The 26849-nt window shown below is 71.5% G+C and carries 23 protein-coding genes and 3 pseudogenes; 16 read left to right on the top strand and 10 right to left on the bottom strand.

All coding sequences use genetic code 11. The features are described from left to right. Positions 1-20 precede the first annotated feature (20 nt). The 3 genes from R2S09_RS06760 to fabF all read left to right on the top strand — a co-directional run bounded on the left by R2S09_RS06760 (position 21) and on the right by fabF (position 2761). A complete protein-coding gene (locus tag R2S09_RS06760) occupies positions 21-1052 on the top strand; it encodes a ketoacyl-ACP synthase III (protein ID WP_306186850.1) in 1032 nt (343 codons plus the stop codon). 101 nt (positions 1053-1153) lie between these two features. After that, positions 1154-1402, top strand: a complete 249-nt coding sequence (locus tag R2S09_RS06755) for an acyl carrier protein (RefSeq protein WP_018545314.1) — start codon at positions 1154-1156, stop codon at positions 1400-1402. An 87-nt stretch (positions 1403-1489) separates the two neighbouring features. Next, positions 1490-2761, top strand: a complete 1272-nt coding sequence (fabF, locus tag R2S09_RS06750; RefSeq protein WP_316740129.1) for a beta-ketoacyl-ACP synthase II — start codon at positions 1490-1492, stop codon at positions 2759-2761. A 105-nt stretch (positions 2762-2866) separates the two neighbouring features. Here fabF and R2S09_RS06745 read toward each other — a convergent pair whose 3' ends face one another. Beyond that, entirely contained in the window at positions 2867-3361 is a 495-nt protein-coding gene (locus R2S09_RS06745) for a DUF3145 domain-containing protein (RefSeq protein WP_030173395.1), read from the bottom strand. Between the two features lie 273 nt (positions 3362-3634). Between R2S09_RS06745 and R2S09_RS06740 the strand changes: the two genes are divergently transcribed. Both R2S09_RS06740 and R2S09_RS06735 read left to right on the top strand, forming a co-directional pair. Beyond that, positions 3635-4531 carry an SGNH/GDSL hydrolase family protein gene (locus R2S09_RS06740; RefSeq protein WP_316740128.1) on the top strand — a complete coding sequence of 299 codons (897 nt, stop codon included), beginning with the start codon at positions 3635-3637 and terminating at the stop codon, positions 4529-4531. A 15-nt stretch (positions 4532-4546) separates the two neighbouring features. After that, a complete protein-coding gene (locus R2S09_RS06735) occupies positions 4547-5524 on the top strand; it encodes an aldose epimerase family protein (RefSeq protein ID WP_306186860.1) in 978 nt (325 codons plus the stop codon). Between the two features lie 70 nt (positions 5525-5594). Here R2S09_RS06735 and R2S09_RS06730 read toward each other — a convergent pair whose 3' ends face one another. Then, positions 5595-6608 carry a hypothetical protein gene (locus R2S09_RS06730; RefSeq protein WP_316740127.1) on the bottom strand — a complete coding sequence of 338 codons (1014 nt, stop codon included), beginning with the start codon at positions 6606-6608 and terminating at the stop codon, positions 5595-5597. 466 nt (positions 6609-7074) lie between these two features. Here R2S09_RS06730 and R2S09_RS06725 point away from each other — a divergent pair. Next, positions 7075-8291, top strand: a pseudogene (locus tag R2S09_RS06725) (RNA-guided endonuclease InsQ/TnpB family protein). A 34-nt stretch (positions 8292-8325) separates the two neighbouring features. Here the strand turns inward: R2S09_RS06725 and R2S09_RS06720 are convergent. The 3 genes and pseudogenes from R2S09_RS06720 to R2S09_RS06710 form a co-directional block, all read right to left on the bottom strand. Further along, on the bottom strand, positions 8326-8733 hold the full coding sequence (locus tag R2S09_RS06720; protein WP_306186865.1) for a RidA family protein: 408 nt from the start codon (positions 8731-8733) through the stop codon (positions 8326-8328). Between the two features lie 11 nt (positions 8734-8744). After that, positions 8745-8876 carry a hypothetical protein gene (locus R2S09_RS06715; protein WP_316740126.1) on the bottom strand — a complete coding sequence of 44 codons (132 nt, stop codon included), beginning with the start codon at positions 8874-8876 and terminating at the stop codon, positions 8745-8747. 323 nt (positions 8877-9199) lie between these two features. After that, positions 9200-9544: pseudogene (locus R2S09_RS06710) on the bottom strand (NAD(P)-binding domain-containing protein); the annotation flags it as partial. Positions 9545-9647: 103 nt separating this feature from the next. Between R2S09_RS06710 and R2S09_RS06705 the strand changes: the two are divergent. Continuing rightward, positions 9648-10640 (top strand): LysR family transcriptional regulator, encoded by a 993-nt coding sequence (locus R2S09_RS06705; RefSeq protein WP_316740125.1) that lies wholly within the window; start codon positions 9648-9650, stop codon positions 10638-10640. On the opposite strand, the gene R2S09_RS06700 is transcribed toward R2S09_RS06705, so the two are convergent. From R2S09_RS06700 to R2S09_RS06690, 3 genes and pseudogenes are all read right to left on the bottom strand, one after another. After that, entirely contained in the window at positions 10603-11445 is an 843-nt protein-coding gene (locus R2S09_RS06700) for an EI24 domain-containing protein (RefSeq protein ID WP_316740124.1), read from the bottom strand. The genes R2S09_RS06705 and R2S09_RS06700 overlap by 38 nt on opposite strands. A 110-nt stretch (positions 11446-11555) precedes the next feature. Beyond that, positions 11556-11713 (bottom strand): annotated as a pseudogene (locus R2S09_RS06695) (organic hydroperoxide resistance protein); the annotation flags it as partial. Positions 11714-11939: 226 nt separating this feature from the next. Next, positions 11940-12962, bottom strand: a complete 1023-nt coding sequence (locus tag R2S09_RS06690) for an NADP-dependent oxidoreductase (protein ID WP_306186871.1) — start codon at positions 12960-12962, stop codon at positions 11940-11942. Positions 12963-13104: 142 nt separating this feature from the next. Between R2S09_RS06690 and R2S09_RS06685 the strand changes: the two genes are divergently transcribed. Continuing rightward, positions 13105-13542, top strand: coding sequence for a MarR family transcriptional regulator (locus R2S09_RS06685; RefSeq protein WP_316740123.1), 438 nt, complete (start codon positions 13105-13107; stop codon positions 13540-13542). A 96-nt stretch (positions 13543-13638) separates the two neighbouring features. Here the strand turns inward: R2S09_RS06685 and R2S09_RS06680 are convergent, their stop codons facing one another. Then, the gene (locus R2S09_RS06680) at positions 13639-14430 is read right to left on the bottom strand and encodes a hypothetical protein (RefSeq protein WP_316740122.1); all 792 of its coding nucleotides are present in this window, start codon (positions 14428-14430) and stop codon (positions 13639-13641) included. Positions 14431-14621: 191 nt separating this feature from the next. On the opposite strand from R2S09_RS06680, the gene R2S09_RS06675 reads away from it, so the two are divergent. From R2S09_RS06675 to R2S09_RS06640, 8 genes are all read left to right on the top strand, one after another. Further along, complete coding sequence (locus R2S09_RS06675; RefSeq protein ID WP_306186877.1) at positions 14622-15785, top strand: mandelate racemase/muconate lactonizing enzyme family protein; 1164 nt, start codon at positions 14622-14624, stop codon at positions 15783-15785. Between the two features lie 8 nt (positions 15786-15793). Continuing rightward, positions 15794-16798, top strand: a complete 1005-nt coding sequence (locus tag R2S09_RS06670; protein WP_306186878.1) for a zinc-binding dehydrogenase — start codon at positions 15794-15796, stop codon at positions 16796-16798. Positions 16799-16936: 138 nt separating this feature from the next. Further along, on the top strand, positions 16937-17905 hold the full coding sequence (locus tag R2S09_RS06665; protein ID WP_306186880.1) for a hypothetical protein: 969 nt from the start codon (positions 16937-16939) through the stop codon (positions 17903-17905). Between the two features lie 245 nt (positions 17906-18150). Beyond that, entirely contained in the window at positions 18151-19260 is a 1110-nt protein-coding gene (gene chvE, locus R2S09_RS06660; RefSeq protein ID WP_306186881.1) for a multiple monosaccharide ABC transporter substrate-binding protein, read from the top strand. A 42-nt stretch (positions 19261-19302) separates the two neighbouring features. Further along, entirely contained in the window at positions 19303-20853 is a 1551-nt protein-coding gene (gene mmsA / locus R2S09_RS06655; protein WP_316740121.1) for a multiple monosaccharide ABC transporter ATP-binding protein, read from the top strand. After that, the gene (gene mmsB / locus R2S09_RS06650; protein ID WP_306186884.1) at positions 20850-22094 is read left to right on the top strand and encodes a multiple monosaccharide ABC transporter permease; all 1245 of its coding nucleotides are present in this window, start codon (positions 20850-20852) and stop codon (positions 22092-22094) included. Before mmsA ends, mmsB begins: the two co-directional genes overlap by 4 nt. A 182-nt stretch (positions 22095-22276) precedes the next feature. After that, positions 22277-23440: an aldose epimerase family protein gene (locus R2S09_RS06645; protein ID WP_306186885.1), complete on the top strand. Its 1164-nt coding sequence runs from the start codon at positions 22277-22279 to the stop codon at positions 23438-23440. A 111-nt stretch (positions 23441-23551) separates the two neighbouring features. Continuing rightward, positions 23552-25291, top strand: coding sequence for a histidinol-phosphate transaminase (locus R2S09_RS06640; protein WP_316740120.1), 1740 nt, complete (start codon positions 23552-23554; stop codon positions 25289-25291). Between the two features lie 68 nt (positions 25292-25359). Here R2S09_RS06640 and R2S09_RS06635 read toward each other — a convergent pair whose 3' ends face one another. Then, entirely contained in the window at positions 25360-26805 is a 1446-nt protein-coding gene (locus R2S09_RS06635) for a hypothetical protein (RefSeq protein WP_316740119.1), read from the bottom strand. Positions 26806-26849: the final 44 nt, after the last annotated feature.

Raw genomic sequence — 26849 nt, 5'->3', positions numbered from 1 at the left:
CCCTAAGGAGCCGATCGCACATGTCGAAGATCAAGCCCAGCAAGGGCGCCCCGTACGCGCGCATCCTCGGCGTGGGCGGCTATCGGCCCACGCGGGTGGTGCCCAACGAGGTGATCCTCGAGAAGATCGACTCGTCCGACGAGTGGATCCGCTCGCGCTCCGGCATCGAGACCCGGCACTGGGCGGGCCCCGACGAGACCGTCGCGGCGATGTCCATCGAGGCCGCCGGCAAGGCGATCGCGGACGCGGGGATCGCCGCCGAGCAGGTCGGCGCCGTGGTCGTCTCCACCGTCTCGCACTTCAGCCAGACCCCTGCCGTCGCCACCGAGATCGCGGACAAGCTGGGCACCGACAAGGCCGCGGCCTTCGACATCTCGGCCGGCTGCGCCGGCTTCGGCTACGGCCTGACCCTCGCCAAGGGCATGGTCGTGGAGGGCTCCGCGGAGTACGTCCTCGTCATCGGCGTGGAGCGGCTGAGCGACCTGACCGACCTGGAGGACCGGGCGACGGCCTTCCTGTTCGGCGACGGCGCCGGCGCGGTCGTGGTCGGCCCCTCGCAGGAGCCGGCGATCGGCCCGACGGTGTGGGGTTCGGAGGGCGACAAGGCCGAGACGATCAAGCAGACGGTCCCGTGGGACCGTTTCCGGACCGGCGATGTGTCCGAGCTGCCGCTGGACGGCGAGGGCAACGTCAAGTTCCCTGCGATCACGCAGGAGGGCCAGGCGGTGTTCCGCTGGGCCGTGTTCGAGATGGCGAAGGTCGCCCAGCAGGCGCTGGACGCGGCCGGGATCAACCCGGACGACCTGGACGTCTTCATTCCGCACCAGGCCAATGTGCGGATCATCGACTCGATGGTGAAGACGCTGAAACTGCCGGAGCACGTCACGGTCGCCCGTGACATCCGCACCACCGGCAACACCTCGGCCGCCTCGATCCCGCTCGCGATGGAGCGGCTCCTGGCGACCGGCGAGGCGAAGAGCGGCGACACCGCGCTCGTCATCGGCTTCGGGGCGGGTCTCGTCTACGCCGCGACGGTCGTTACCCTCCCCTAGGCACTCCGTGCCGGATCATGCATCCGGGACGGCAACCGCAACACCTGCCGCTGCCGCGGCGGGCGCCACACCCTTACGGAACACAACGAAGGAGCGCCGACATGGCCGCCACTCAGGAAGAGATCGTCGCCGGTCTCGCCGAGATCGTGAACGAGATCGCCGGGATCCCCACCGAGGACGTCCAGCTGGACAAGTCCTTCACCGACGACCTGGACGTGGACTCGCTGTCCATGGTCGAGGTCGTCGTCGCCGCCGAGGAGCGCTTCGACGTCAAGATCCCCGACGAGGACGTCAAGAACCTCAAGACCGTCGGCGACGCGACCGACTACATCCTCAAGCACCAGGCCTGATCTACCGATCACTGCTTTGGGCTGACTGCCCCGCCACCCGGCGGTGGCGCCGTACGAATCCTCGTTTCCGTTGGAGAAAGAATTCCCGTGAGCTCGACCAATCGCACCGTGGTCGTCACCGGTATCGGCGCAACCACACCGCTGGGTGGCGACGCAGCCTCGACCTGGGAGGGTCTGGTCGCCGGCAAGTCCGGTGTCAAGCCTCTGACCCAGGAGTGGGCGGCCGAGCAGGCCGTCCGTATCGCGGCCCCGGTCGCCGTGGAGCCGACCGAGACCATTCCGCGGCCGCAGGCGCGCCGTCTGGACCGCTCGGCGCAGTTCGCGCTGATCGCCGCCCAGGAGGCCTGGAAGGACGCCGGTTTCACCGGTAAGGCCGGCGAGGACGGAAACATCGACCCGGACCGGCTGGGTGCGGTGATCGCCTCCGGCATCGGCGGCGTGACGACGCTGCTCGACCAGTACGACGTGCTGAAGGAGAAGGGCGTCCGCCGGGTCTCCCCGCACACCGTGCCGATGCTGATGCCGAACGGCCCCTCGGCCAACGTCGGTCTGCTCGTGGGCGCCCGCGCCGGTGTGCACACCCCGGTCTCCGCCTGCGCGTCGGGCGCCGAGGCCATCGGCTACGCCATCGAGATGATCCGCACCGGCCGCGCCGACGTGGTCGTCGCCGGCGGTACGGAGGCGGCGATCCACCCGCTGCCGATCGCCGCGTTCGGCAACATGATGGCGATGTCCAAGAACAACGAGAACCCCGAGGGTGCCTCGCGCCCCTACGACGTCGACCGGGACGGTTTCGTCCTCGGCGAGGGCGCCGGTGTGCTCGTCCTGGAGTCCGCCGAGCACGCCGCCCGGCGCGGCGCCCGCGTCTACGCGGAGGCGGTCGGCCAGGGCATCTCCGCCGACAGCCACGACATCGTGCAGCCGGAGCCGGAGGGCCGCGGCATCTCGCACGCCCTGCAGAACCTGCTGGACCGCACCGACCTGGTCCCGGCCGAGATCATGCACGTCAACGCGCACGCCACGTCGACGCCGGCCGGTGACATCGCCGAGCTGAAGGCGCTGCGCAAGGTGTTCGGCGACGACGCCGACCACATCGCGGTCTCCGCGACCAAGTCGATGACCGGTCACCTGCTCGGTGGCGCGGGCGGCGTGGAGTCGGTGGCGACCGTGCTGGCCCTGTACCACCGGGTGGCCCCGCCCACCATCAACGTCGAGAACATCGACCCGGAGGCCGAGGCGAACGCGGACGTGGTCCGCGGCGAGGCCCGCAAGCTGCCCGTCGAGGGCCGTATCGCGGCCCTGAACGACTCGTTCGGGTTCGGTGGGCACAACGTGGTGCTGGCCTTCCGGAGCGTCTGAGTGACTCCGGTACGTGCGTGAGGGGCCCCCACCGGTCGGTGGGGGCCCTTCCTGCTGTGGCCGCCCGGTTCTGCCGCGCCCGCTCGGGCCGTGCCTGAGGAACCGTCACACCACCTGGTGGAGCCAGCGCACCGGGGCGCCCTCGCCCGCGTAGCGGAACGGCTCCAGTTCGTCGTCCCAGGGCTTGCCCAGGAGCCTGGCCAGTTCGGCCTCCAGGTCGCTCTCGCCGCGCTGGGAGCGGATCAGGGCGGCGCGCAGCCGGTCCTCGGGGATGAGGATGTCGCCGTGGATGCCGGTGACGGCGTGGAAGATGCCGAGGTCGGGGGTGCAGCTGTAGCGCTCGCCCTCGGCGGTCGCGCAGGGCTCGGCGGTGACCTCGAAGCGCAGCAGGTGCCAGCCGCGCAGCGCGGAGGCGAGCTTGGAGGCGGTGCCGGCCTCGCCCTGCCAGGAGAACTCCGAGCGCCAGGTGCCGGGCGCGGCGGGCTGCCGGATCCAGTCCAGGCTGACGCGCGTGCCGAGCACCCCGGCGACGGCCCACTCGACGTGCGGGCACAGCGCGCGCGGCGCGGAGTGCACGTACAGAACTCCACGTGTCGTCACCGGGACCTCCGGGCAGAGCGGGACAGAGTGCGGGCGGGCGGGCGGCAGTGGCGCGCGACCGCCCTGCTGATGGCGAGGCTACCGTGCGTCGGGGCAAGGAGTGTGACGTACCGTCGGTCCCGGTGCCAGGAAGGGCCCCCATTCACCCAGGGGGACGCTTGTACGGCTGTGCGCCGTCGCCTCGGGTGGGGGCGGGAACCCTCGCGCGTTCTTATGGAGGGGAGTGCCAGTTCTGCGCGAGGTTCCGCGCGACGACCGAGGGGATCACGAGGGATGCGGAAGCGAAGCCACCGTATGCGGGCCGCTCATGCCGTCGTGGCGGCGGCCGTCCTGGTCACCGCGGGCTGTGACGTGGTCGGTGACAAGGCGTCCGCTCGTGACGCCGGTGCCAGAGCGGCCAAGCCGTCCGCGTCGGCGACACCGGCCTGGGACACCAGTCCGGGCTCGATCGCCGCGGTCGGCGACTCCATCACCCGTGGCTTCGACACGTGCGCGGTGCTCTCGGACTGCCCGGAGGCGTCGTGGGCGACGGGCAGCGACCCCTCGGTGAACAGCCTGGCGGTGCGGCTGCTCGGGGCGGACGGTGCGGCCCGGCGCAGCTGGAACCACGCGGTGACCGGCGCCCGGGTGGCGGATCTGAACGGCCAGATGGCCCAGGCGGTGCTGAACAAGCCGGAGCTGGTGGCGGTGATGGTGGGCGCCAATGACGCCTGCCGCGACTCCCCCGCCCGGATGACCTCGGTCGCGGACTTCCGCCGCGACTTCCAGAAGGCGATGGGCACCCTGCGCAAGGCGCTGCCGAAGGCGGAGGTGTACGTCTCCAGCGTGCCGAACCTGAAGCGGCTGTGGTCGCAGGGGCGGACCAACCCGCTCGGCAAGCAGATCTGGAAGCTGGGCCTGTGCCCGTCGATGCTGGGGGACGCCGACGCGCTGGACGACGCGGCCAAGCAGCGGCGCGAGACGGTGCAGTCCCGGGTGGTGGACTACAACAAGGTGCTGGCCGAGGTGTGCGCGAAGGACCGCCGCTGCCGCTTCGACGACAACGCGGTCTTCGACTACCAGTTCGGCACGGCGCAGCTCAGCCACTGGGACTGGTTCCACCCGAGCCGCAACGGCCAGGCGAAACTCGCGGAGATCGCCTACCGCACCGTCACCGCCAAGAGCCCGTGACCTAGGGTTTCCCACATGAGTGAACTCTTCGGCGCACTGTCCGACGGCACCCCGGTCCACCGCTGGACGCTTCAGCGCGCCGGGGTGCGGGTGCGCGTGCTGTCGTACGGCGGGATCGTGCAGTCGGTGGAGGTCCCGGACCGGGACGGGCGCGCCACGGACGTGGTGCTGGGCTTCCCGGACCTGGACGGCTACCTCGCCCATCCCGAGCCGTTCCTCGGCGCCCTGATCGGCCGGTACGCCAACCGTATCGCCGGCGGCCGCTTCCCGCTGGACGAGCGGACGTACGCGCTCGCGCGCAACGACGGCCCCAACTCGCTGCACGGCGGCGAGCGCGGCTTCGACAAGCGGGTGTGGGACGTGACCGCCGTCGAGCACGGGGTGCGCCTGACCCGGGTCAGTCCGCACGGCGAGGAGGGCTTCCCCGGCCGGGTGGAGGTCACGGCGACGTACACGCTGGAGGCCTCGGGCGCCCTGCGCATCGCCTACGAGGCGGTGACGGACGCGCCGACCGTGGTCAACCTGACCAATCACACGTACTGGAACCTCGGCGGTGCCGGCTCGGGCGCGGCCGGCGGCCACGAACTGCGGCTCGCCGCCTCCCGCTACACCCCCGTCGACGAGCACCTCATTCCGGCCGGCGCCCCGGCGGAGGTGGAGGGGACCCGCTTCGACTTCCGGCAGTCCCGCAAGACCGGCTCCGGCTACGACCACAACTTCGTCCTCGACAAGGGCGTCACCCGGGCCGCCGAGGAGGTCGCCGAGCTCCACGACCCGGCGTCGGGCCGCACCCTGACGGTGGCGACGACGGAACCGGGCCTGCAGCTGTACACCGCCGACCACATCGCGGCGCCGTTCGCCCCCGGCGACGGAATCGCCCTGGAGACCCAGCACCACCCGGACTCCCCCAACCGTCCGGACTTCCCGACCACGGTGCTCCGTCCGGGTGAGGTGTACCGCTCGGAGACGGTGTACGGGTTCTCGGCGCGGTAGGCGGCGTTCGTCTTCCGGGCGCGGTGCGGGGGCGTACGCCTTCGTGTGCGGCCGTCGGTGTGCGGCCGTCCTAGAGGCCCTCGCCGCGCATTCGGCTGGCCGCGCGGCCGAGCAGGGCGACCGCGCCCGCGCAGACGAGCAGCACCGCGCCGCCGATCAGCGTCGGCTGCACCTCGCCGCCCTTGATGCCCTCGCCGGTCACGGTGACGGCCAGCACCAGGATGATCGAGTACAGGCTCCGGCCGACCTTGGCGCCGGCCGGGATCACCTGGAGCAGCTGCGGGATGGTCGTCGCGGCGCCGAGCCCCATGGCGAACGGGATGAACGCGCCCGCCATCAGCGCCCCGAACCCGAAGGAGTTGCCGTACGCGCCCCAGCCGGCGCCCTTGACCAGCAGATAGCCGGTGGCGGCGAAGGACAGCAGGACCAGCACACCGTTGATGTACGCGGCCAGGGCGGCGGCCTTGCGGGCGCCGGGCAGGTGCGCCGCCGGGGAGCGCCAGGCGTCCGGGGTGATCAGGCGCAGCTGCCGCTTCATGGCCTGCATCTGCGTCAGCGCGAGGACCCCCATGGCCACGAGGGCCAGCCCGACGGCCGCGGCGCCGAAACCGGCCGGGGCGCGTGTGATGCCGTAGTGCGCGCCGCCGAAGGTGAGCGGGATGCCGAGCACGAAGCCGTAGGCGAGGAGCTTGGACTTCTTCTGGATCCGGAGGACCAGCGTCCGCTGGTCGGCGGTGAGGTTCGGGTCCAGCCGCACATGGCCTTCGCCGAGCCGCTGGAGCGGGGCCTGGGGCTGCTGCGGGGCCTGGGGGGCGTAGGGCTGCTGGGGTGCGTAGGGCTGCGGCGGGGGCGGCGGGTACTGGCCCGGCTGCTGCCCGTAGGGCGCCGGCTGCGGCCCTTGCTGCGGGTACGGTCCCGGCTGCCCGTGGCCGCCCTGCGGCGGATACGGCTGCTGCCCGTACGGTCCCGGTCCCTGCGGGTACGGTCCTTGCGGATACGGTCCCTGCTGCTGGGCCCCCTGCTGTCCGTACGGTCCCGGCTGCTGCTGCCCCGGATACATCCGCGTCTCCCCCTGAACGTCCACCGGACCTGTCTGGTCCGGCGTTTCCGGGCCGGGAGTCTGCCACATACGGCCACGACGCCACGAGCCCCGGCCCAGGGGTCAGGTCCCGGACCGGGGCTGCTCGTGGGGAGAGTTGCCCCGGATCAGACCCTAATCGCCGGGGTGCCGTGCCGGCCGCCGATCGAACGTCTGGCCGCAATCATGTACGAACCCTTCACCTGTTTCGTGCGAGGAGGCCCCGTCGTTCACGCCGGGGAGCTACCGCGTCCGGGTGCTGCGACTCGGTGCGTCGCCGCGTGGCGGTGCAGGGCGCGGAGCGACCGTACCGCTGTCAGGCACCGCCGGGATGATGCGAACGCGCGTGCCTGTGGTCGCTGGTTGGGGTGGTGGCCGTGGGATCGGGATACGTGTGTGCGGCGTTCGTACGTATGGTCCTTCGGAGTTGGGATGGCATGGGGGTTTCGGCCGGGGATCGTGAGGGGGCGAGATGGCGCGGGTGGGGGCGGCCGCGGAGGCCGGGCATGCCCGTTACACCTACCGGCTGCGTGTCTCGTCCGCCGCGCGCACGGCCCCGGCGAGTGGGACCGGTGCCGGTGGGTGTGGAACGAATGTGTCGCCAAGTCCAGGGCCGTGCACCTGCACAACAGGGCCACCGGTCAGAAGGCCACGTGCGGCCCGGCTCAGCTCGACCGGATGCTGACCGACGCCCGCGCCCGTACGCCATGGCTGCGTGAGGGCGCTTCGGTTCCCCAGCAGCAGGTCATCCGCGACTTCGGCCGCTCCCGCGCCCAAGCACACAAGGACATCCGAGAGCGCCTGCCCATGGCACGCCGGGCCGGGATGCCGACGTGGAAGACCAAGCGCGAGGCGCTGCCGGCCCTCAACTACACCCGGCGCGGGTTCCGGTTGAAGGACGGCCGGCTGCACCTGGCCGGGGGCATCGCCGCAACCGTGGTGTGGTCGCGGCAACTGCCCGCGCAGCCGTCCTCGGTGCGCGTGTACCAGGACAGCCTCGGACACTGGTACTGCTCGTTCGTCGTGCCCGCCCAGGTGCAGTCGCTGCCGAAGACCGGCCGTGTACTCGGTGTCGACTGGGGCGTGAAGGAGAGTGCGACCACCACGTCCGACGCGCACGACCTGCCGCACGCCGAGCACGGCAGGAAGGCGAAGGAGACGCTGACCCGGTACGACCGGATGATGGCCCGCCGCAAGCCCAAGAAGGGCCGGCCCGCCTCGAAGGGTTACCGCGAGGCGAGGAGACTGCGGGCGAAGGCATACAAGAAGGTCGCCAGGCAGCGTGAGGACACCGGCCGCAAGTGGGCCAAGAAGGTGGTCCGCGACCACGACGCCGTCGCGGCGGAGGACTTCCGCCCGAAGTTCCTCAGCCGCACCACCATGGCCCGCGAGGCCGCCGACGCCGCCATCGGCGCCACCAAGGCCGCCCTGATCGAGATGGGCCGCAAACACGGGCGGGACATCCGCCTGGTCCACCCCGCGCACACCACGATGGACTGCGCGCACTGCGATGCGAGAGCCAAGCATCGCCTGCCGCTGGGTGAGCGCACCTACACCTGCACCGCGTGCGGAGCCGTGTCCCCCAGGGACAAGAACTCCGCACGGGTGATGCTTCACCGGGCTGGTCTCGACCCGGCTGGTGCTGACGGCGCAAGACCTCCTGGAGCGCTGCTCCAGGAGGCGGCCTGAGCCAGGAATCCCCTCCCGCCAGGGAGGGGAGGATTCAAATACCGGCGGTCGTTCCGGTCCGCGCGGGCACCGCGGCCACGACCTCGACCTCGACCTGCGCCTCGGGCCGGAACAGCCGGGACACCTCGAAGGTCATGCTGGTGGGCGGGGTGCCGGTGAGGAACCGCCGCCTCACGGCGCCGTACTCGGCGAGCTTGTCGATGTCGGTCAGATACGTGCGGATGCTGATGACGTCCGCCAGGCTCGCGCCGTGGGCGTCGAGGAGCGCGGCGATGGTCTCGAAGACTCCGCGGCTCTGCTCGGTGAGCGTGGCGCCCTCGGCGATCTGGCCGGAGACGAACAACAGGGCGCTTCCGTCGGCGTGTTCGACGCGGGCGACCTGGGAGTAGTAGGGGCTCAGGGGCTGGGGCGCGCCGGCGGGGCTGCCGAGGGTGATCTGCATGTCGCTGCTCCTCACAGGGCGATACGGGACACGGCGGTGACGGGGTCCGCGGTGCGCAGGTGGGCGGCGGCCCGGGCGAGGTCGGCCTCGGCGAGGCCCGGCTCCCCGGCGGCCTCCCGGTAGCTCGCCAACACGGCCTCCACGGCGGGGAGTCCGGCGGCGGCGGTCGCGAGAGTTCCAGGTCCTTCACCGCCAGCGCGGTGGCGAAGTGCGCGTCCTCGGCGAAGGCCCGGGCGACCGCGCCGGCGAGCGGGCCGCCGGCGAGGGCGGTGCGCGCGGTGTCCTCGTCGAGGCCGAGCGCGTCGGCAAGCCGCAGTGCCTCGGCGACGAGCGCGACCCCGCTGATCACGGCGGCGTTGACGACCAGTTTGAGCGCGGCGCCGGATCCGGTCGGGCCGGTACGGGTGATCGTGCCGAGCCGGGCCAGGACGTGCTCGACGCCGTCCGGGTCGCCGCCGGTGAGGATGCCGAGCCGTCCGGCGGCCGCCCGGTCGGTGCTGCCCATGACGGGCGCGTCGACCAGGGTCGCCCGGTCGCCGAGGCGGGCGGCGAGGTCCCGTACCGCGTCCGGGCCGACGGTGGACATCTCCACCCAGTGCGCGCCGGCCGGCAGCGCGGGCAGGACGGCGTCGGCGACCGCGGCGAGCGCGGACGGCCCGGCGAGCACCGTGATCACCACGTCGGCGTCGCGTACGGCGTCGGCAGGGGACGCGGCGTGGACGGCGCCCTCGGCGACCAGCGGACCGGCCTTCGCGGCCGTACGGTTCCAGACGGTCAGCGGATGGCCGGCGGCGAGGAGGCGCCGGGCCATGGGAGAACCCATGTGACCCAGCCCCAGAAAGGCGATCTTCTCGGTCTGTCGCATGCCGTCGACGCTAGGTTTGCGTCATGGATGCGACAAGCGAATGTCTGGCATGGCTGCCATGCTGACCACGCATGACGGTGCCGCGGGTGACGCCGTCCCCGACCTGCCCACCGTCTGGCTGCGGGTGTTCCTGGAGGTGGCCTGGCACGGGTCGTTCACGGTGGCCGCGCGGACACTGGGCTGGACCCAGTCCGCGGTGTCCCGGCAGATCTCCGCGCTGGAGTCGGCGCTGGGCGGGGCCCGGCTGTTCGACCGGTTGCCGCGCGGAGTGCGGCTCACGGAGGCCGGCCAGGTGCTCGTTCCGCACGCGGAGGCCGTGGCGCGGTCGCTGCACGGTGCCGTGCGCGAGCTGGCGGCGCTGCGTGACGTGGCGGGCGGCCGGCTGCGGTTCGGCGCGTTCGCCACGGCCGACGCGGCGCTGGTGCCCTGGGCCCTGGCCGCCTTCCGGGCCCGCCATCCCGGGGTGCGCGTCTCCCGCGAGGAGGGCCTCACCCCCGGCCTGCTGGACCGGCTGACCGCCGGCCACCTGGACCTGGCGGTCGTCTCGACGACCCGGCCCGCCCCGCTGGAGGCGTACGAACTGCACCACCTGCTCGACGAGCCCCTCTACGTCGCCGTACCCGCCGGGCACCCGCTCGCCGGGCACCCCGGACCCGTCGGCCTCGGCCGGCTCGCCGACGCGGACTGGATCTCCGGCAGCCCACGGCCCGAGGGCACCCTGCTCGACGCGGTGCTGCGCCACGGCTTCCGGCCGCGCATCGCGCACGTCGTCGCCGAGTGGACCGCCAAACAGGGTTATGTCGCCGCCGGGCTGGGCGTGACCCTGGTCCCGGCGCTCGCCGCCGCGTCCGTACGGCCCGACGTCGCGCTGGTCCCGCTGCGGGACGAGGACGCCCCGGCCAGGGCGGTGTACGCGGCGACCGTGCGCGGGCGGTCGCTGTCAGCGGCCGCGCGGGCGTTCATCGGCGTTCTGCGGGAGGGGGTGGTCGCCGCGGTGCCGTCGGCTACCGCGGGGTCCGCGGCGCCTGCGGTGCCCGGGTGACCGGGTCGCCGTCGCGGTTCGAGCCGCCGTCGCCCGTGTCGTCGTCGGTCCGGTCGACCGTCTCCTCGTCCAGCAGGTCGCGGGCGAGCAGGGTGGCGCCCGCGACCGCGCCCGGCATGAGGAACACGGCGACGAACGGCACCAGGAAGGCCAGACCCAGTGGCGCGCCGAAGCCCCAGACCAGCGCCTTGCGGGAGCGCAGCAGGGCGAGACGGTCCCGGAGTTCGAGGCCGCGGCGCTGGAGGGCGACGGCCGCCAGCTCCTCGGTGAGGAAGAAGCCCGTGACGAAGAAGCCGATCACGGGCACGACCGTCTGGCCGACGATCGGCAGGAAGCCCAGGGCGAAGAGCAGCACGCCCCACACCGCGGCCCGGACGAGCACGCGGAGGCTGTCGCGGGCCGAGATCCACAGCTCCCGCCAGAGCGGCAGCGCGGACTCGGGTGCCGTGCCGTCCGGGGACACGTCCCGGTCGACCTGCTCGGACAGGATCTCGTAGAACGGCTGGCCGATCAGCAGGGTGACCGCGGTGAAGGTGACCGCGGCGAGCAGCAGGCCGAGGACGAACAGCGCGGCGGTGAGGAAGCCGCGGAACAGCCCCAGCCAGGGACTCGGCCAGCCGTCGGCGAACGGGGTGGCCCAGGCGACGGCGTCCTCGCCCCAGATCGCCAGCGCGACCAGGGCCGCGGCGTACAGGACGAGGGTGATCAGACCGGGCAGCAGGCCCAAGTCGAACGACCTCCCGTGCCGGGCCACCCAGCGCTGGCCCTTCAGGAGATGACCGAAACCCACCCCAAGATCACCCATGGGGCCCACTGTAGCGAGGGGCCCGCGCTCGCCAGAGGGGCGTCTCTCGCGAAGAGGGCGTCTCTCGCGAGGGGGCCCGCCGCCCGGCGGTCGCGGCCGCCGGGTCGTGGTCAGGCCGGCGTGACCGTGATGTTGCCGCGCGTCGCCTTCGAGTACGGGCAGACCTGGTGGGCCTTCTCGACCAGGGCCTTCGCGGTGGCGGTCGAGCCGGAGACGTCGGCGCCCTCTTGCGGGCGACGACGCTTCGGACGCCCTGGAAGCAGGCGCTTTGGCGCCCTCACCTGGTGCCCGGATGATTCCGGTCCGCACCGCTTCGCGATGCCACCTCGGGTTCCTGTTTCACCGGCGCCCCTGCCTCTCCCTTGCGGGAGCCGGTCTTGCACGGGCTTCCACAGGCGTTGGCAGCAGCGCCGCGCGCCCCGGGTCGGCAGGGCGAGACCTCACCCTGCCGATCGAAGGGACGGACGCATGCGCGAAAAGCGAGTGGGTGAACGTCAGAGCTTGACGATCATCTTTCCGGTGTTGTCGCCGCGCAGCACGCCCAGGAAGGCCTCCAGGGTGTTCTCGACGCCCTCGACGACGGTCTCGCGGTACTTCAGCTCGCCCGAGCGGACCCACGGGCCGACCTCCCGCACGAACTCCGGCTGAAGGTCGTAGTGGTCGCCGACGAGGAAGCCCTCGATGCGGCCGCGGGTCTGGATCAGCCGGGCCAGGTTCCTCGGGCCGGGGGCGGGCTCGGTGGCGTTGTAGACCGAGATCATGCCGCAGATCGCGATGCGGCCGCCCTGGTTCAGGGAGCCGATGGCGGCCTCCAGGTGGTCGCCGCCGACGTTGTCGAAGTAGACGTCGATGCCGTCGGGGGCGGCGGCGCGCAGCTGCTCGCCCACCGGGCCGCTCTTGTAGTTGAAGGCGGCGTCGAAGCCGTACTCCTCCAGGAGCAGCTTCACCTTCTCGTCGGAGCCGGCGGAGCCGATCACGCGCGAGGCGCCCTTGAGCCTGGCGAGCTGCCCGACCTGGCTGCCGACCGCACCGGCCGCGCCGGAGACGAACACGACGTCGCCCTCCTTGAAGGAGGCGGTGCGCAGCAGGCCCGCGTAGGCGGTCAGCCCGGTCATGCCGAGCACACCGAGGTACGTCGACAGGGGCGCCGCCTCCGGGTCGACCTTGACCGTGTGCCGGGCGTCCACGGCGGCGTACTCGCGCCAGCCGCCGAAGTGCAGGACGTGGTCGCCGACGGCGAAGCCCTCGGCGTGCGAGGCGACGACCCGGCCGACCGCGCCGCCCTGCATGGGCTTGTTCAGCTCGTACGGCGCCACGTAGGACTTCGCCGCACTCATCCGGCCGCGCATGTACGGGTCGACGGAGAGGTACTCGTTCCGTACCAGGATCTGGCCCTCGCCCGGCTGCGGGAGCGGGGCCTCGACCAGGGCGAAGTCCTCGGGCTTCGGCCAGCCGACCGGGCGGCCGAGCAGGTGCCATTCACGGCTGACGGCTGGGAGTGTGGGGGTGTCGGACACGGTGGCGCCTCTCGTGTGGTGCGGTTCCTGGCGGGTCCGGTGCGGTTCCCGGCGGGCTGCGATGCCGGAAATACTTCAGCACCTGAAACAACCATGCGCCTGAATATTTCAGAATGTCAAGTAAGTGGGTACTCTGGATGCCATGGCCACTCCACCGAAGACACACCGCCCCGATGCGCTGACCCAGGAGGTCGTCGAGCTCATCGGCGACGTCGTGGCCCGGTTCTACGAGGACTACGAGGACGCCGCCGGGGAGCACGCGCTGACGGGCGCCCAGGCACGGCTGCTGAGTCTGCTGTCGCTGGAGCCGCTGCCGATGCGGAAGCTGGCGCAGAAGCTGAAGTGCGAGCCGTCGAACGTGACGGGCATCGTGGACCGGCTGGAGGCGCGGGGGCTGGCGGAGCGGCGGCCCGATCCGGCGGACCGGCGGGTGAAGCTGGCGGCGGCGACGGAGGAGGGGCGCCGGGTGGCGCGGGAGCTGCGGGAGGGGCTGCGGTTCGCGCGGGAGCCGTTGGCCGGGCTGAGCGAGGGGGAGCGGCTGGTGTTGCGGGATTTGCTGCGACGGATGCTGGGGGCGTGAGGTTCGGGCGGGCTCGCTCGAGTGAGCCTCGCTCGCGGGGCTGACGTACGCTGCGGCCGGACCGCGGGCTGACGACGCGCGACGCCCGCGGCTACGTCACGTGCACCACCACAGGAAGCGTTCGCACTTCGTGCGTGTCGGGGTGGGGGCGGGCGCCGGAGCCGAAGGCGCCGGCTGGGCTGTGGAGGTGCTGCTCGGGCGGGGCGGCGCCGCGGTCGTACCGGAGGAGCCGCCGCTCGTGCCCGAGCCTGTCCCCGTGCCCGTGGATGCCGGCGCCGAAGGCGAGGAGGTCCCCGAGGCACTCTCGTCCGGTTTCGGCTTCTTGTCCTTCTCGGAGGCGGACGGGGAGGCCGATGTCGTGGCCGAGGCCTTGTGCGCGGTCGTGCTGCCGCCGGGGACGCCGCCCGGTGGCCGGGCCGTGCCGGACGCGCCGGGGCTCGCCGTGCCTCCGTCGGCCGTCTCGCCGCCCGCGGCGGCCGGCCCCGGGCTGGAGAAGCCCGGCAGACCCGGGGCGTCCGTGCCCAGTTCGGCCAGGCTCAGGCCGCCCGCCGCCAGGACGAAACCCGCGCCGATCAGCAGGGTTCGGCGGCGGCGCCTGCGGTGGGCCGCGGCCTTGCGGTCGCGGCGGCTCACCACGGGGCCTTCCCGGTCCTCCTCGGGTGTGCCGCGCCCACGGCCCCGGCGCCGATCCGCCCGGCCCCGGGGTTCCTCGGGGCCGGGCGCGTCGTCACCCGCGCCGTCCTCGAACTCCCGCTCCTCCTCGAGGGGTTCCAGGGGTTCGGCCGGCGCCGCGTCCGCGTACTCCTGGAGCGCTTCGGCCGGAGTGCCGCAGCCGGGGCAGGTGAAGGCGCCGTTGAGGTGACGTCGGCACGGGTGGCAGTAGTTCATGACGCGGGAAGACTAGATTCCGCGCGCGTCGGGTTCCTAGGCATCGTTGTGAAGGTTCCGTGGGGAAGCACCGAAAGACTTGCCTAAACCGTTACGTGTCGGACCCATTGACACTCCCCGCCGCGCATCCTTACTGTCACGCCAGCATTTCGAACGGGTGACGAAATATCGAACAGCGAGAGGCAACCGCCGTGCGTATCACCGGAATCAGCACACACGTGGTCGGGACGCCGTGGCGCAACCTGACCTACGTCCAGGTGCACACCGACGAGGGGATCACGGGAGTCGGCGAGACCCGGATGCTGGGTCACACCGACGCGCTGATCGGATATCTGCGGGAGGCGGAGACCAACCACATTCTCGGATCCGACCCGTTCGCTGTCGAGGACCTGGTCCGCAGGATGAAGTACGGCGACTACGGGCGCGCCGGCGAGATCGTCATGTCGGGCATCGCGGTCGTGGAGATGGCCTGCTGGGACATCAAGGGCAAGGCCCTGGGCGTACCGGTGTGGCAGCTGCTGGGCGGGAAGGTCACGGACAGGGTCAAGGCGTACGCCAACGGGTGGTACACCACCGAGCGGACGCCGGAGGCCTACCACAAGGCCGCCCAGGGGGTCATGGAGCGCGGGTACCGGGCGCTGAAGATCGACCCGTTCGGCACCGGGCACTTCGAACTCGACCACGAGCAGACCCTGTACGCCGTCTCGCTGATCGAGGCCGTGCGCGACGCCATCGGGCCCGAGGCCGAGCTGATGCTGGAGATGCACGGCCGCTTCTCCCCCGCCACCGCCGTACGGCTGGCCAGGGAGATGGCCCCCTTCAAGCCGGCCTGGCTGGAGGAGCCGGTGCCGCCGGAGAACCTGAAGGCGCTGGAGAAGGTCGCCGCCAAGGTGGACATCCCGGTCGCCACGGGCGAGCGCATCCACGACCGGATCGAGTTCCGGGAGCTCTTCGACAGCCAGGCCGTCGACATCATCCAGCCGGACGTCGGCCACATCGGGGGCATCTGGGAGACGCGGAAGCTCGCCGCGACCGCCGAGACCCACTACATGCTCGTCGCCCCGCACAATGTGGGCGGGTCCGTGCTGACCGCGGCCTCTCTCCAGGTCGGCTTCACCTCCCCCAACTTCAAGATCCTGGAGCACTTCAACGACTTCGCCGACGCGGAGATCAAGAAGGTGGTCAAGGGCGCCCCGCAGGTGAACCCGGAGGACGGCTGCTTCCACCTCTCCGACGCGCCGGGGCTGGGCGTGGAGCTGGATGTGGACGCGGCCGCCGAGTTCCCGCAGCAGCAGGCCCGGTTCGACCTGTGGGCCGAGGGCTGGGAGCAGCGCAAGCCCAAGGGCACGAAGTGAGCACGGCCGTGAGCACCGCCGTCGTCGTGGAGGCGCCGGGCGCGCACCGGCTCGCCGAGCACACCCCGCGCGAGCCGGGTCCGGGCGAGGCCCTGGTCGCCGTGCACGCCGTGGGGATCTGCGGCAGCGACCGCGAGGTGTACCAGGGCAACCGGCCCGAGGGGTACGTCCGTTACCCGCTCACGCCCGGCCACGAGTGGTCCGGGACCGTGCGCGCGGTCGGCGCGGGGGTGCCCGGGGACCTGGTGGGCCGCAAGGTGGTCGGCGAGGGCTTTCGCAACTGCCAGGTCTGCGACCACTGCCACGCGGGCGAGACGACCCTGTGCGGCGCGGGGTACGAGGAGACCGGTTTCACCCAGCCGGGGGCGATGGCGGCCACGCTGACGCTGCCGGCCCGGCTGCTGCACGTCCTGCCGGAGGACGCCGACCTGACCGCCGCCGCGCTGCTGGAGCCGGCCGCCTGTATCGCCGCCGCCGCGCTGAAGGCGGAGGCCCGGCCCGGTGAGCGGGTCGCGGTGGTGGGCACCGGGACGCTCGGGATGTTCGCCGTGCAGTTCCTGCGGGCCGTCTCTCCGGCCCAGTTGCTGGTGGTCGGCACGCGGCGGGACCGGGAGGCGCTGTCCCGGCGGTTCGGCGCCACGGACTTCCGTACCAAGGACGAGGACCTGCCGGGCGGCTTCGACGTGGTCGTCGAGACCGCCGGGTCCGCGGACGCGGCCCGCACGGCCGCCGCACTGCTGAAGCGGGGCGGACGGCTGGTGCTGACGGGCATCCCGGCGCCGGGCGCCGAGGGGCTCGACCCGACCGACCTGGTGGTGCGGCAGCTGGAGGTGCACACCGTGTTCGGGGCGCCGCCCGCCGCCTGGGCGCACACGGTACGGGTGTTCGCGGCCGGGCTGCTCGATCCGCTGCCGCTGGTCACCCACGAACTCCCGCTCACCGAGTTCTCCCAGGCCATCGAGCTGGTCGGGGCCGGCGATCCGAAGGTGGGCAAGGTCCTGCTCCGCCCCTAGTCGTGCGCCGGTCACGGCGCGACCTGACACGCAGCAACACGCCGTGACCGGCGCACCCCACACCTCTTTTCATACCCCGAGTCACGAACTCCGTTCGAGATATCGAACGAGTGGCTCGGCGAACCTAAAGGACAGCTTGTGACCGACGCTTCCGCCACGGCAGCCCGCAGGCCCGGTGAGCAGCTGCTCACCGCGCTCGGCCTGGGCGCCCCTGCCCTCGACCCCGCCGACGCCTCGCCGCACACCTTCCCCGGCGGCGGCCGCTGGCGCACCGAGATCCCCTCGTGCGAGGGTCCCGAGGCGCTGGCGGTGGTCCTGAAGGAGTCCGCGCGGCTCGACGTCCCGATCCACCGGATCAGCCAGGGCAGCGGCGTGTGGATGCTCACCGACGACGAGATCACCGAGATGGTCGAGGCGACCGCCGAACGCGACATCGAGCTCTGCCTGTTCACCGGCCCCCGCGGCACCTGGGACACGGGCGCCTCGGTACGCTCGGACTCGCACGGCGCCGGGCTGCGCGCCCGTGGCCACGACGCGGTCGCCGGGTGCGTCGAGGACGCCGTACGGGCGACGGAGCTGGGCGTCAAGTGCCTGCTGGTCGCGGACGAGGGCGTGCTGTGGACGCTGCACCGGGCACGCGCGGCGGGCATCCTTCCCGCCGACACCACGCTCAAGGTGTCCGCGCTGATCGGCCCGGTGAACCCGGCCTCCTACGCGGTCTACGAGCACCTGGGCGCCGACTCCGTCAACGTACCCAGCGATCTGACGCTCGATCACCTCACCGAGATCCGGCGGGTGTCGGCCGCCCCGATGGACATGTACATCGAGGCACCGGACGATCTGGGCGGCTATGTCCGGATGTACGAGGTGGCCGAGCTGATCCGGCGCGGGGCGCCGCTGTATCTGAAGTTCGGCCTGTCCAAGGCGCCCGGGATCTACCCGTACGGCCACCAGCTGCGCGAGGTCACCCTGGCCACCGCCCGGGAGCGGGTGCGCCGCGGCCGGCTCGCGCTGGATCTGCTCGAACGCCACGGCGCCGCCGGGGACATGGCGCCGCTGGGCTCCCGGCTGCCGGGCGCGCTGCGCCGGTTCGAAACACCGGCATAACGTTCCGGAAAATCAGCTTCACAGAACACCACACGTCCGCGCACAATCCCACACAACCGTTCCCGGTCCACCAGTGCTCCGCCCCCGCACATCCCTAGGCACCATCCCGACGCACCACCGCAGGACCACGCCGAGCACCACCCCGAGCACCACCCAGGCGCAGCGCCCCGCACGGCCTCGCACCACCGGACCGACCACCGGACCGACCACCGGACCGACCCCGCCACACACCAAGGATGATGACCATGCGCAACCGCAGAGCCGCACTCGCCGCGATGGCCACCGCCGCCTCGCTCGCCCTGACCCTCTCCGCCTGTGGCCAGAGCGGCGAGGGCGGCAGCAAGGAGAAGTCGGGCGACACCAAGGGCGCCACCATCGGCATCGCGATGCCGACCAAGTCCTCCGAGCGCTGGATCGCCGACGGCAACAACGTCGTGAAGGACCTCAAGGCCAAGGGCTACAAGACCAAGCTCGTCTACGGCGAGGACAACCCGGACACCCAGGTCTCCCAGATCGAGAACCTGATCACGCAGGGCGTCAAGGGCCTGATCATCGCGGCCATCGACAACAAGTCCCTGAACAACGTGCTCCAGGAGGCCGCGGACGCCCACATCCCGGTCATCTCCTACGACCGCCTGATCCTCGGCACCAAGAACGTCGACTACTACGCCTCGTTCGACAACGAGAAGGTCGGCAAGCTGCAGGGCACGTACATCGTGCACAAGCTCGGCCTGGACAGCGGCAAGAAGGGCCCGTTCAACATCGAGCTGTTCGCCGGCTCCAACGACGACAACAACACCCGCTACTTCTTCAACGGCGCGATGAGCGTGCTCCAGCCGTACATCGACAAGAAGCAGCTGGTCGTCAAGTCCGGGCAGACCGAGCTGAACAAGGTCACCACCCTGCGCTGGGACGGCGCCACCGCACAGAAGCGCATGGAGGACATCCTCACCTCCAAGTACACGAGCGGCAAGGTCGACGCCGTGCTCTCGCCCTACGACGGCATCTCCATCGGCATCCTCGCCGCGCTGAAGTCGGACGGCTACGGCTCCAAGAGCAAGCCGCTGCCGGTCATCACCGGCCAGGACGCCGAGGTCGCCTCGGTGAAGTCGATCATCGCGGGTGAGCAGACGCAGACGATCTACAAGGACCTCCGCAAGCTCGCCCAGGTCGCCACCACCATGGTCGACGACGTGCTCAAGGGCAAGAAGCCGGAGGTCAACGACACCAAGTCGTACAACAACGGCACCAAGGTCGTCCCCGCCTACCTGCTGCAGCCGGTGAGCGTCGACAAGAGCAACTACGAGGACGTCCTGGTCAAGGGCGGCTACTACACCGACGCCCAGCTCAAGTAATCCCGCCAACCGACCGACCCACACTGATTGGAAGGCACAACCATGGCGGGACCCGTCCTGGAAATGCGCTCGATCGTCAAGACCTTTCCCGGTGTCAAGGCGCTGTCGGACGTCACTCTGACGGTACGACAGGGCGAGGTCCACGCCATCTGCGGGGAGAACGGCGCCGGCAAGTCCACCCTGATGAAGGTGCTCTCCGGCGTCCATCCGCACGGCACCTACAAGGGAGAGATCCTCTTCGAGGGTGAGGTCTGCGAGTTCAAGGACATCCGGGCCAGCGAGCAACACGGCATCGTGATCATCCACCAGGAGCTCGCGCTGGTGCCGTACCTCTCCATCGCGGAGAACATCTTCCTCGGCAATGAGCACGCCAGCCGCGGCTTCATCGACTGGAACGAGACTCTGAAGCACGCCACCGAACTGCTGCGCCGGGTCGGTCTGACCGACCACCCGGAGACCCGCGTCGCCGACATCGGCGTGGGCAAGCAGCAGCTCGTGGAGATCGCCAAGGCGCTGTCGAAGAAGGTGAAGCTGCTCATCCTGGACGAGCCGACGGCGGCGCTCAACGACGAGGACAGCGGCAAGCTCCTGGACCTGATCCTGGAGCTGAAGAACCAGGGCATCACATCGATCATCATCTCCCACAAGCTGAACGAGATCCGCCGGGTCGCCGACTCGGTGACGATCATCCGCGACGGGCGCTCCATCGAGACGCTCGACGTGAAGTCGGAGGAGACGACCGAGGACCGGATCATCAGCGGCATGGTCGGCCGCGACCTCGACCACCGGTTCCCCGAGCGCACCCCGCACGAGCCGGAGGAGGGGGCGGCCCCCGCCCTGGAGATCCGTGGCTGGACCGTGCACCACCCGATCGACCAGCAGCGCAAGGTGGTCGACGACGTGTCGGTCAAGGTGCGACGCGGGGAGATCGTCGGCATCGCGGGCCTCATGGGCGCCGGCCGCACCGAGCTGGCCATGAGCGTCTTCGGCCGCTCCTACGGCCGGTACGCGGGGGGCACCGTCCTGAAGGACGGCAACGAGATCCGTACCAGGACCGTCGCCGAGGCGATCGAGCACGGCATCGCCTACGTCACCGAGGACCGCAAGCACTACGGCCTCAACCTCATCGACACCATCAACCGCAACGTCTCGCTGACCGCGCTGAAGAAGGTCGCCAAGCGGGGCGTGGTGGACGAGCACGAGGAGCGGCAGGTCGCCGAGCGCTTCCGGAAGTCCATGAACATCAAGGCGCCGACCGTCTTCGAGCCGGTGGGCAAGCTGTCCGGCGGCAACCAGCAGAAGGTCGTCCTGAGCAAGTGGATCTTCGCCGGTCCCGATGTGCTGATCCTGGACGAACCGACGCGCGGTATCGACGTCGGCGCCAAGTACGAGATCTACACGGTCATCGACCAGCTGGCCGCCCAGGGCAAGGCGGTCGTCTTCATCTCCTCCGAGCTGCCGGAGCTGCTCGGCATGTGCGACCGCATCTACACCATGGCCGCGGGGCGGCTGACCGGCGAGTTCTCACGGGCCGAGGCCTCGCAGGAATCGCTGATGCGCCAGATGACGAAGGACAAAGAGGTAACCCGATGAGCACGGATGTGACCGCCAAGACCCCGGCCCCCGCGCCGCCGGGCAAGAGCGGATCGGCCGGCGACGAGGGCCTGCTCCAGCTGATGCTGGGCGGTCTGCGCCGCAACATGCGGCAGTACGGCATGCTGATCGCGCTCGGCCTGATCGTCGTCCTCTTCCAGATCTGGACGGGCGGGGACCTGCTGCTGCCGCGCAACGTCTCCAACCTGGTCCTGCAGAACAGCTACATCCTGATCCTCGCGATCGGCATGATGCTGGTCATCATCGCGGGCCACATCGACCTGTCGGTCGGCTCGCTCACGGCGTTCGTCGGCGCGACGGCGGCCGTACTGACGGTGAACCACCATGTGGCCTGGCCCCTCGCCACGGCGATCTGCCTGCTGACGGGCGCGGTCGCGGGCGCGGTGCAGGGCTATCTCATCGCCTACTTCGGCATACCGTCGTTCATCGTCACACTCGCCGGGATGCTGCTCTTCCGCGGCCTCACGGAGATCGTCCTCAAGGGGCAGACCGTCGGCCCGTTCCCGGGCGGTCTGCAGAAGCTCGGCAACGGCTTCCTGCCGGAGGTCGGCCCGAACACCAACTACCACAACCTGACCGTGCTGCTGGGTCTCGTCCTCCTCGCCTCCGTGGTGTGGCAGGAGGTGCGTGACCGGCGCCGGCAGCAGGAGTTCGCGCTCGACGTGCTGCCCGCGAAGGCGTTCGCGCTGAAGCTCGTCGCGCTGGTCGCCGCCGTCCTCTCCGTCACGCTGCTGCTGGCGAGCTACAAGGGCGCGCCGATCATCCTCATCGTCCTCGGTGTCCTGGTGGTCGGCTACGGCTACGTCATGCGCAACGCGGTCTTCGGCCGCCACATCTACGCGATCGGCGGCAACCTGCCGGCCGCGAAGCTGTCCGGCGTGAAGGACAAGCGAGTCACCTTCCAGGTGTTCCTGAACATGGGCGTGCTCGCGGCCCTGGCGGGTCTGGTGGTCGCCGCCCGCCTGAACGCGGCCTCGCCGAAGGCGGGGGTCAACTTCGAGCTCGAGGCGATCGCCTCGTCGTTCATCGGTGGCGCCTCGATGAGCGGCGGTGTCGGTACCGTCCTCGGCGCGATCGTCGGCGGTCTCGTCCTCGGCGTGCTGAACAACGGCATGAACCTCCTCAGCGTCGGCACCGACTGGCAGCAGGTCATCAAGGGCCTGGCCCTGCTGGCGGCGGTCGGGTTCGACGTGTGGAACAAGCGCAAGTCCGGTTCGTGAGTCAGCTCGGGCCCCGCCGGACGGTGCGGCGCCCGACGTTCACCCGGCGAGTGAGCCGAAGGGGCGCGCCGGTGTCGAGAGGGCGAGCGCGCGGAGGCCCGAAGGGCTGAGCACGGTCGGTCTCTCGACACCGGCTTGGGCGCCCCGGAGGCGAACCGAGCCACGAAACAGGGGAGCAGCAGATGGAACTGAACAGACGAACGGTCATCGCGGGAGCAGCGGCGGCGGGGATAGCCGCCACCACCCTCGGCTCGGGCACCGCCGAGGCCGCCGGCCGGAACTCCGGAGGAGGCAGGCCCGTGAAGGAGCTCTTCGGCAGGCTCGCCGACGGCACGAAGGTCTACCGCTGGTCGCTGGCCAACGGCGGCACCCGGCTGAAGGTGCTCTCCTACGGCGGCATCGTCCAGTCCCTGGAGATCCCGGACCGCCACGGCCGGTACGCCAACGTCTCCCTCGGCTACGACAACCTGGAGGCGTACGTCAAGGGCACCACCTTCTTCGGTGCCACCATCGGCCGCTACGGCAACCGCATCGCCAAGGGCCGCTTCACCCTGGACGGCAAGGCCTACCAGCTCTCCGTCAACGACGGCGAGAACAGCCTGCACGGCGGCGCCCAGGGCTTCAACACCAAGGTGTGGGACATCGAGCCCTTCACCTCCGGCTCCGACGTCGGCCTGCGGATGTACTACACGAGCGCCGACGGCGAGATGGGCTACCCGGGCACGCTGAGGACGAAGGTCACCTTCACCCTGGACCGGCACGGTGACTGGAGGATCGACTACGAGGCCACCACCGACAAGCCGACGGTCGTCAACCTCACCAACCACACGTACTACAACCTCGCGGGCGAGGGCAGCGGCAGCATCTACGACCACGAACTCTGGCTCGCCGCCGGCCGGTACACCCCCACCGACTCGGGCCTGATCCCCACCGGCGAGCTGGCCCGGGTGGCGGGCACCCCCTTCGACTTCACCCGGGGCAAGCCGATCGGCCGGGACATCCGCGTCGGCCACCCGCAGCTGGTCACCGCCAAGGGCTACGACCACAACTTCGTGCTCGACAAGGGCGTGACCGCACACCCGGAGCATGTGGTCACGCTGCGCGACCCCGGGTCCGGCCGCACCCTGAAGATCTCCACCGACCAGCCGGGCGTGCAGTTCTACTCGGGCAACTTCCTCGACGGCACGCTCACCGGCCCGTCCGGGCACACCTACCGGCAGAGCGACGGCCTGTGCCTGGAGACCCAGCACTTCCCGGACTCGCCGAACCAGCCGTCGTTCCCCTCGACCGTGCTGCGGCCGGGCCAGACGTACCGGTCGACGACCGTCCACTCGTTCTGCGCCTGACCAGGCTCAAGTCACCCGCGTAACACCTCAGTTGAACGGCACCACCCGGACCACCGTATGTAAGGGCGGCCCGTGCTCCCCCGCACGGGCCACCCACGGACGGAGGTTCCCTTGGCCGGCAACGTCACCTCGCTCTTCCGCGGCCCGTCGGCGCACAGCCCCTCGATGGCGGCGCTGACGCGGGCGGGCGGCGACGGGGAGGGCGGCCCGGTCGACTTCTGCATACCGTGCAACCCGTACTTCCCCACGCCCGCCATGTTCCAGGAGATGGCGGCCGGGCTGCGCGAGATCCTCACGTACTACCCGAGCGGCGCCGAGACGGTCACCGCCGAACTGTGCGACCTGCTCCAGCTCCCCCCGCAGTGCGTGGCCATGGGCAACGGCTCCACCGAGCTGATCACCTGGATCGACCACCTCCTGGTCCGCGAGTCCCTCGCCGTCCCCGTCCCCACCTTCGGCCGCTGGACCGACCAGCCGATGGAGACCGGCAAGCGGGTCGACATGTTCCCGCTCCCGGAGGCCGGCGGCTTCGCCCTGGACCTGGCGCAGTACGCCGAGTTCATCCGCAGGCGCGGCACCCGGGTCGCGGTCGTGTGCAACCCGAACAACCCCGACGGCGGCTTCCTGCACAAGCAGGCACTGGTGCAGTTCATGGACGCCATGACCGACCTGGACCTGCTGGTGATCGACGAGTCCTTCCTGGAGTTCGCCGACGCCGAGGCCGAGCCGAGCGTCGTCCGGGAGGCGATGCTGCGCCCCAACGTGATCGTCCTGCGCAGCCTCGGCAAGAACTTCGGACTGCACGGCGTCCGCTTCGGCTATCTGGTGGCCAACCCCGCCCTGGCCGGCCGCGTCCGCGCCATGCTGCCCAAGTGGAACCTCAACTCCTTCGCCGAACACGTCGTCTTCATGCTGAAGGAGCACGGCGGCGAGTACCGGCAGAGCCTTCAGCAGGTGCGCCGCGACCGCCTGGAGATGGCCGGCCACCTCTCCACGCTGCCCGGTCTGACGGTGTACCCGTCCCAGGGCAACTTCCTCTTCGTACGCCTTCCCGTGGGCGCCGAGGGGACCGTGGTCCGCGACCGGCTGCTCACCGAGCACCGGATCCTGGTCCGCGAGTGCGGCAACAAGATCGGTTCCTCCAGCCGCTTCCTGCGGCTCGTGGTGCGCCCCGAGGTGGACGTGCGTCGCCTGGTGTCCGCCCTTGAACAGGTGCTCTACGGGACCAGGAGGGGAGCCGCCGTACCCGAGCAGGCCACCGGGACCGGCTACAGCTCGGGTACGGCGGCGGTGGACCGGCTGATGAGCCAGACCAACGGGTCCGGTGCGCGGCTCGCCGCTCAGGCCCCCGCCGGTCCCGTCCCGGCCGTCGGCACCGGCATGCCGCTCCCCGCCGCCGTGCCCGCCGCACCCGCGGCGGGGCCGGGCGACGGGATGCCGATGCCGGCGGCAGCCCAGGCCGCACCGGTCCGGCAGCCGCTGCCGGCGGCTCCGCTGCCGGCCGCTCCCGCACCGGCACCCGCCCCCGCGCCGATGCCCACGCCGACCCCGGTTCCCGCCCCGGCACCGGTCCCCGCGCCCGCGCCCACGCCCTTCCCCGCACCGGCCCCCGTGGTCACCTCCATGCCTGTCCCCGCCGCCACGCCGTTCCCGGCTCCGGCGGCGACCGGTCCGACCCCGCCCGGTGTCCCGGCCCGGGGCGGTCTGACCGCCGCCCAGGTGCGCGGTATGACAGCCCCGGCCGCCGCCCCCGGCCTGGCCCCCGCGCCCGCGACCGGCTGGCCCGGCGCGCAGAGCCGGCCGAACGGCCAGAGCTGGCCGGACGCGGCCGGCATGGGCCAGGCGGGCTAGGACCCCGGGCGCCCCCGGACTCACGGGCTCACGGGCTCACGGGCTCACGGGCTCACGGGCTCACGGGCTCACGGGACGTACTCCACCTTCACCGGCGCGGTGTTGTTCCTCTGGTCCGGGTCGACGGACGGGTCGGAGTGGGCCGTGACGCTGCCGCGTGCCCCCTCGACGCGCTTGTCGATGCGGACGCGTATCACCGTGCCGGGCGGTTCCGGGCCGGGGCAGACGGCGCGGCCCTTCTTGTCCGGGTCCGGGTAGCAGTAGGGGATGTCGCCCGAGTGGGACTCGGGGGGCACATCGATCAGGGTGACGCCCTGGGGGAGGGTCACCCAGAGGCTGCCCGACCGGCCGGGCGGGGTCCAGCCCTCGCCCAGCGGGTAGGGGACGGTGATGTCGAGCACCTGGCCGACCTTGCCCTTGATGGTGAAGCCGACGGCCTCCACGTCGTACTTCTGCGTGGTCTCGAACGACAGCTCCCCGCCGGCCGACTCGCTCCGCCGCATTTCGATGCCGGTGAACGCGCTGCCGTCGACGGGCCGCAGCCGCAGGGGAGCGCCGCTGCCGCGCGGGGCGGACGCGGGCAGCCGCGACAGGTAGTCGGCGTCGACGGCGCGCCACACGGAGAAGTGCACCTCTCCGGTGCGTGCCTCCGCGTCGGCGACGGCGGTGACCGGGCTGTCGGTCTCGTACGCCGACCCGGCGGGCAGCGGCCCGGAAAGGTCGCACCAGGCGAAGGTGGCGCCGGTCGCCTTGTTGTAGCGGCAGTTGGCGTACCGGAGCGGCAGGGTGGCCTCGCGGGTCGAGATCAGCAGGGAGAGGCCGCCGTCGACGGCGGTGTCCCCCTTGTTGCCGAAGGCCGGGGTGAGCCGGATCCTGCCGCCGGGGCGCACTCCCGTGAGCCTGGGATAGTCCTGCCGGGCGGTGAGGTACGGAGAGCCGACGATCAGGCGGGTGGTGTGCCGGACGGTGGGCGCGTCGGCGCTGCGCACGGTCATCCTGAGCGAGCCGGCGGGGCCGCGGGCCGTGTCGGGCCTCGGCTTGGCCTGGAAGGGGACGAAGATCGCTCCTTCCCCCGCCTTGATGTCCCCCAGCGCGCAGTCCAGGTGGAGGTCCGTGCGGACGCAGCCGTACCCCTTGTTCACGTCGTAGATGTCCGCCTTGCCCTTGAAGGCGGAGAGGTCGAGGGAGACGCGGACGTCCCTGACGGGCCCCGGGCTCTGGCCGGGCGAGGCCGGAAGTGACTTGAGGTCGATGGTGTACTCGGGGGCGAACGGGGCCCCGGCGGGCGGGCTGTAGCGCGGCAGGTAGAAGACGTTCAGGGCGAAGCGGAGCCCCAGCACCGCCTTTCCGGTCCCGGTGGCCGCGGTCGTTCCGTGGCGGTCGGGTGTCCATACGGTTCTGTCCGCGGTGCCGGGTGCCCGCGTCCCGGCCGCCCCGCCCGCCCGTCCGCTCCCGCGGGTCATCAGGGCCACGGCGCACACCACGGCCACCACCAGGACCGTGGCGCACGCCATGACCGCGTAGCGTCGCCGCTCACGGTTCGCCCACAGAGCACCCA

The sequence above is a fragment of the Streptomyces sp. MK7 genome (genome assembly GCF_032658145.1).
Classification (GTDB): domain Bacteria; phylum Actinomycetota; class Actinomycetes; order Streptomycetales; family Streptomycetaceae; genus Streptomyces; species Streptomyces spiralis.
This window is presented reverse-complemented; position numbering and strand designations above follow the sequence as displayed.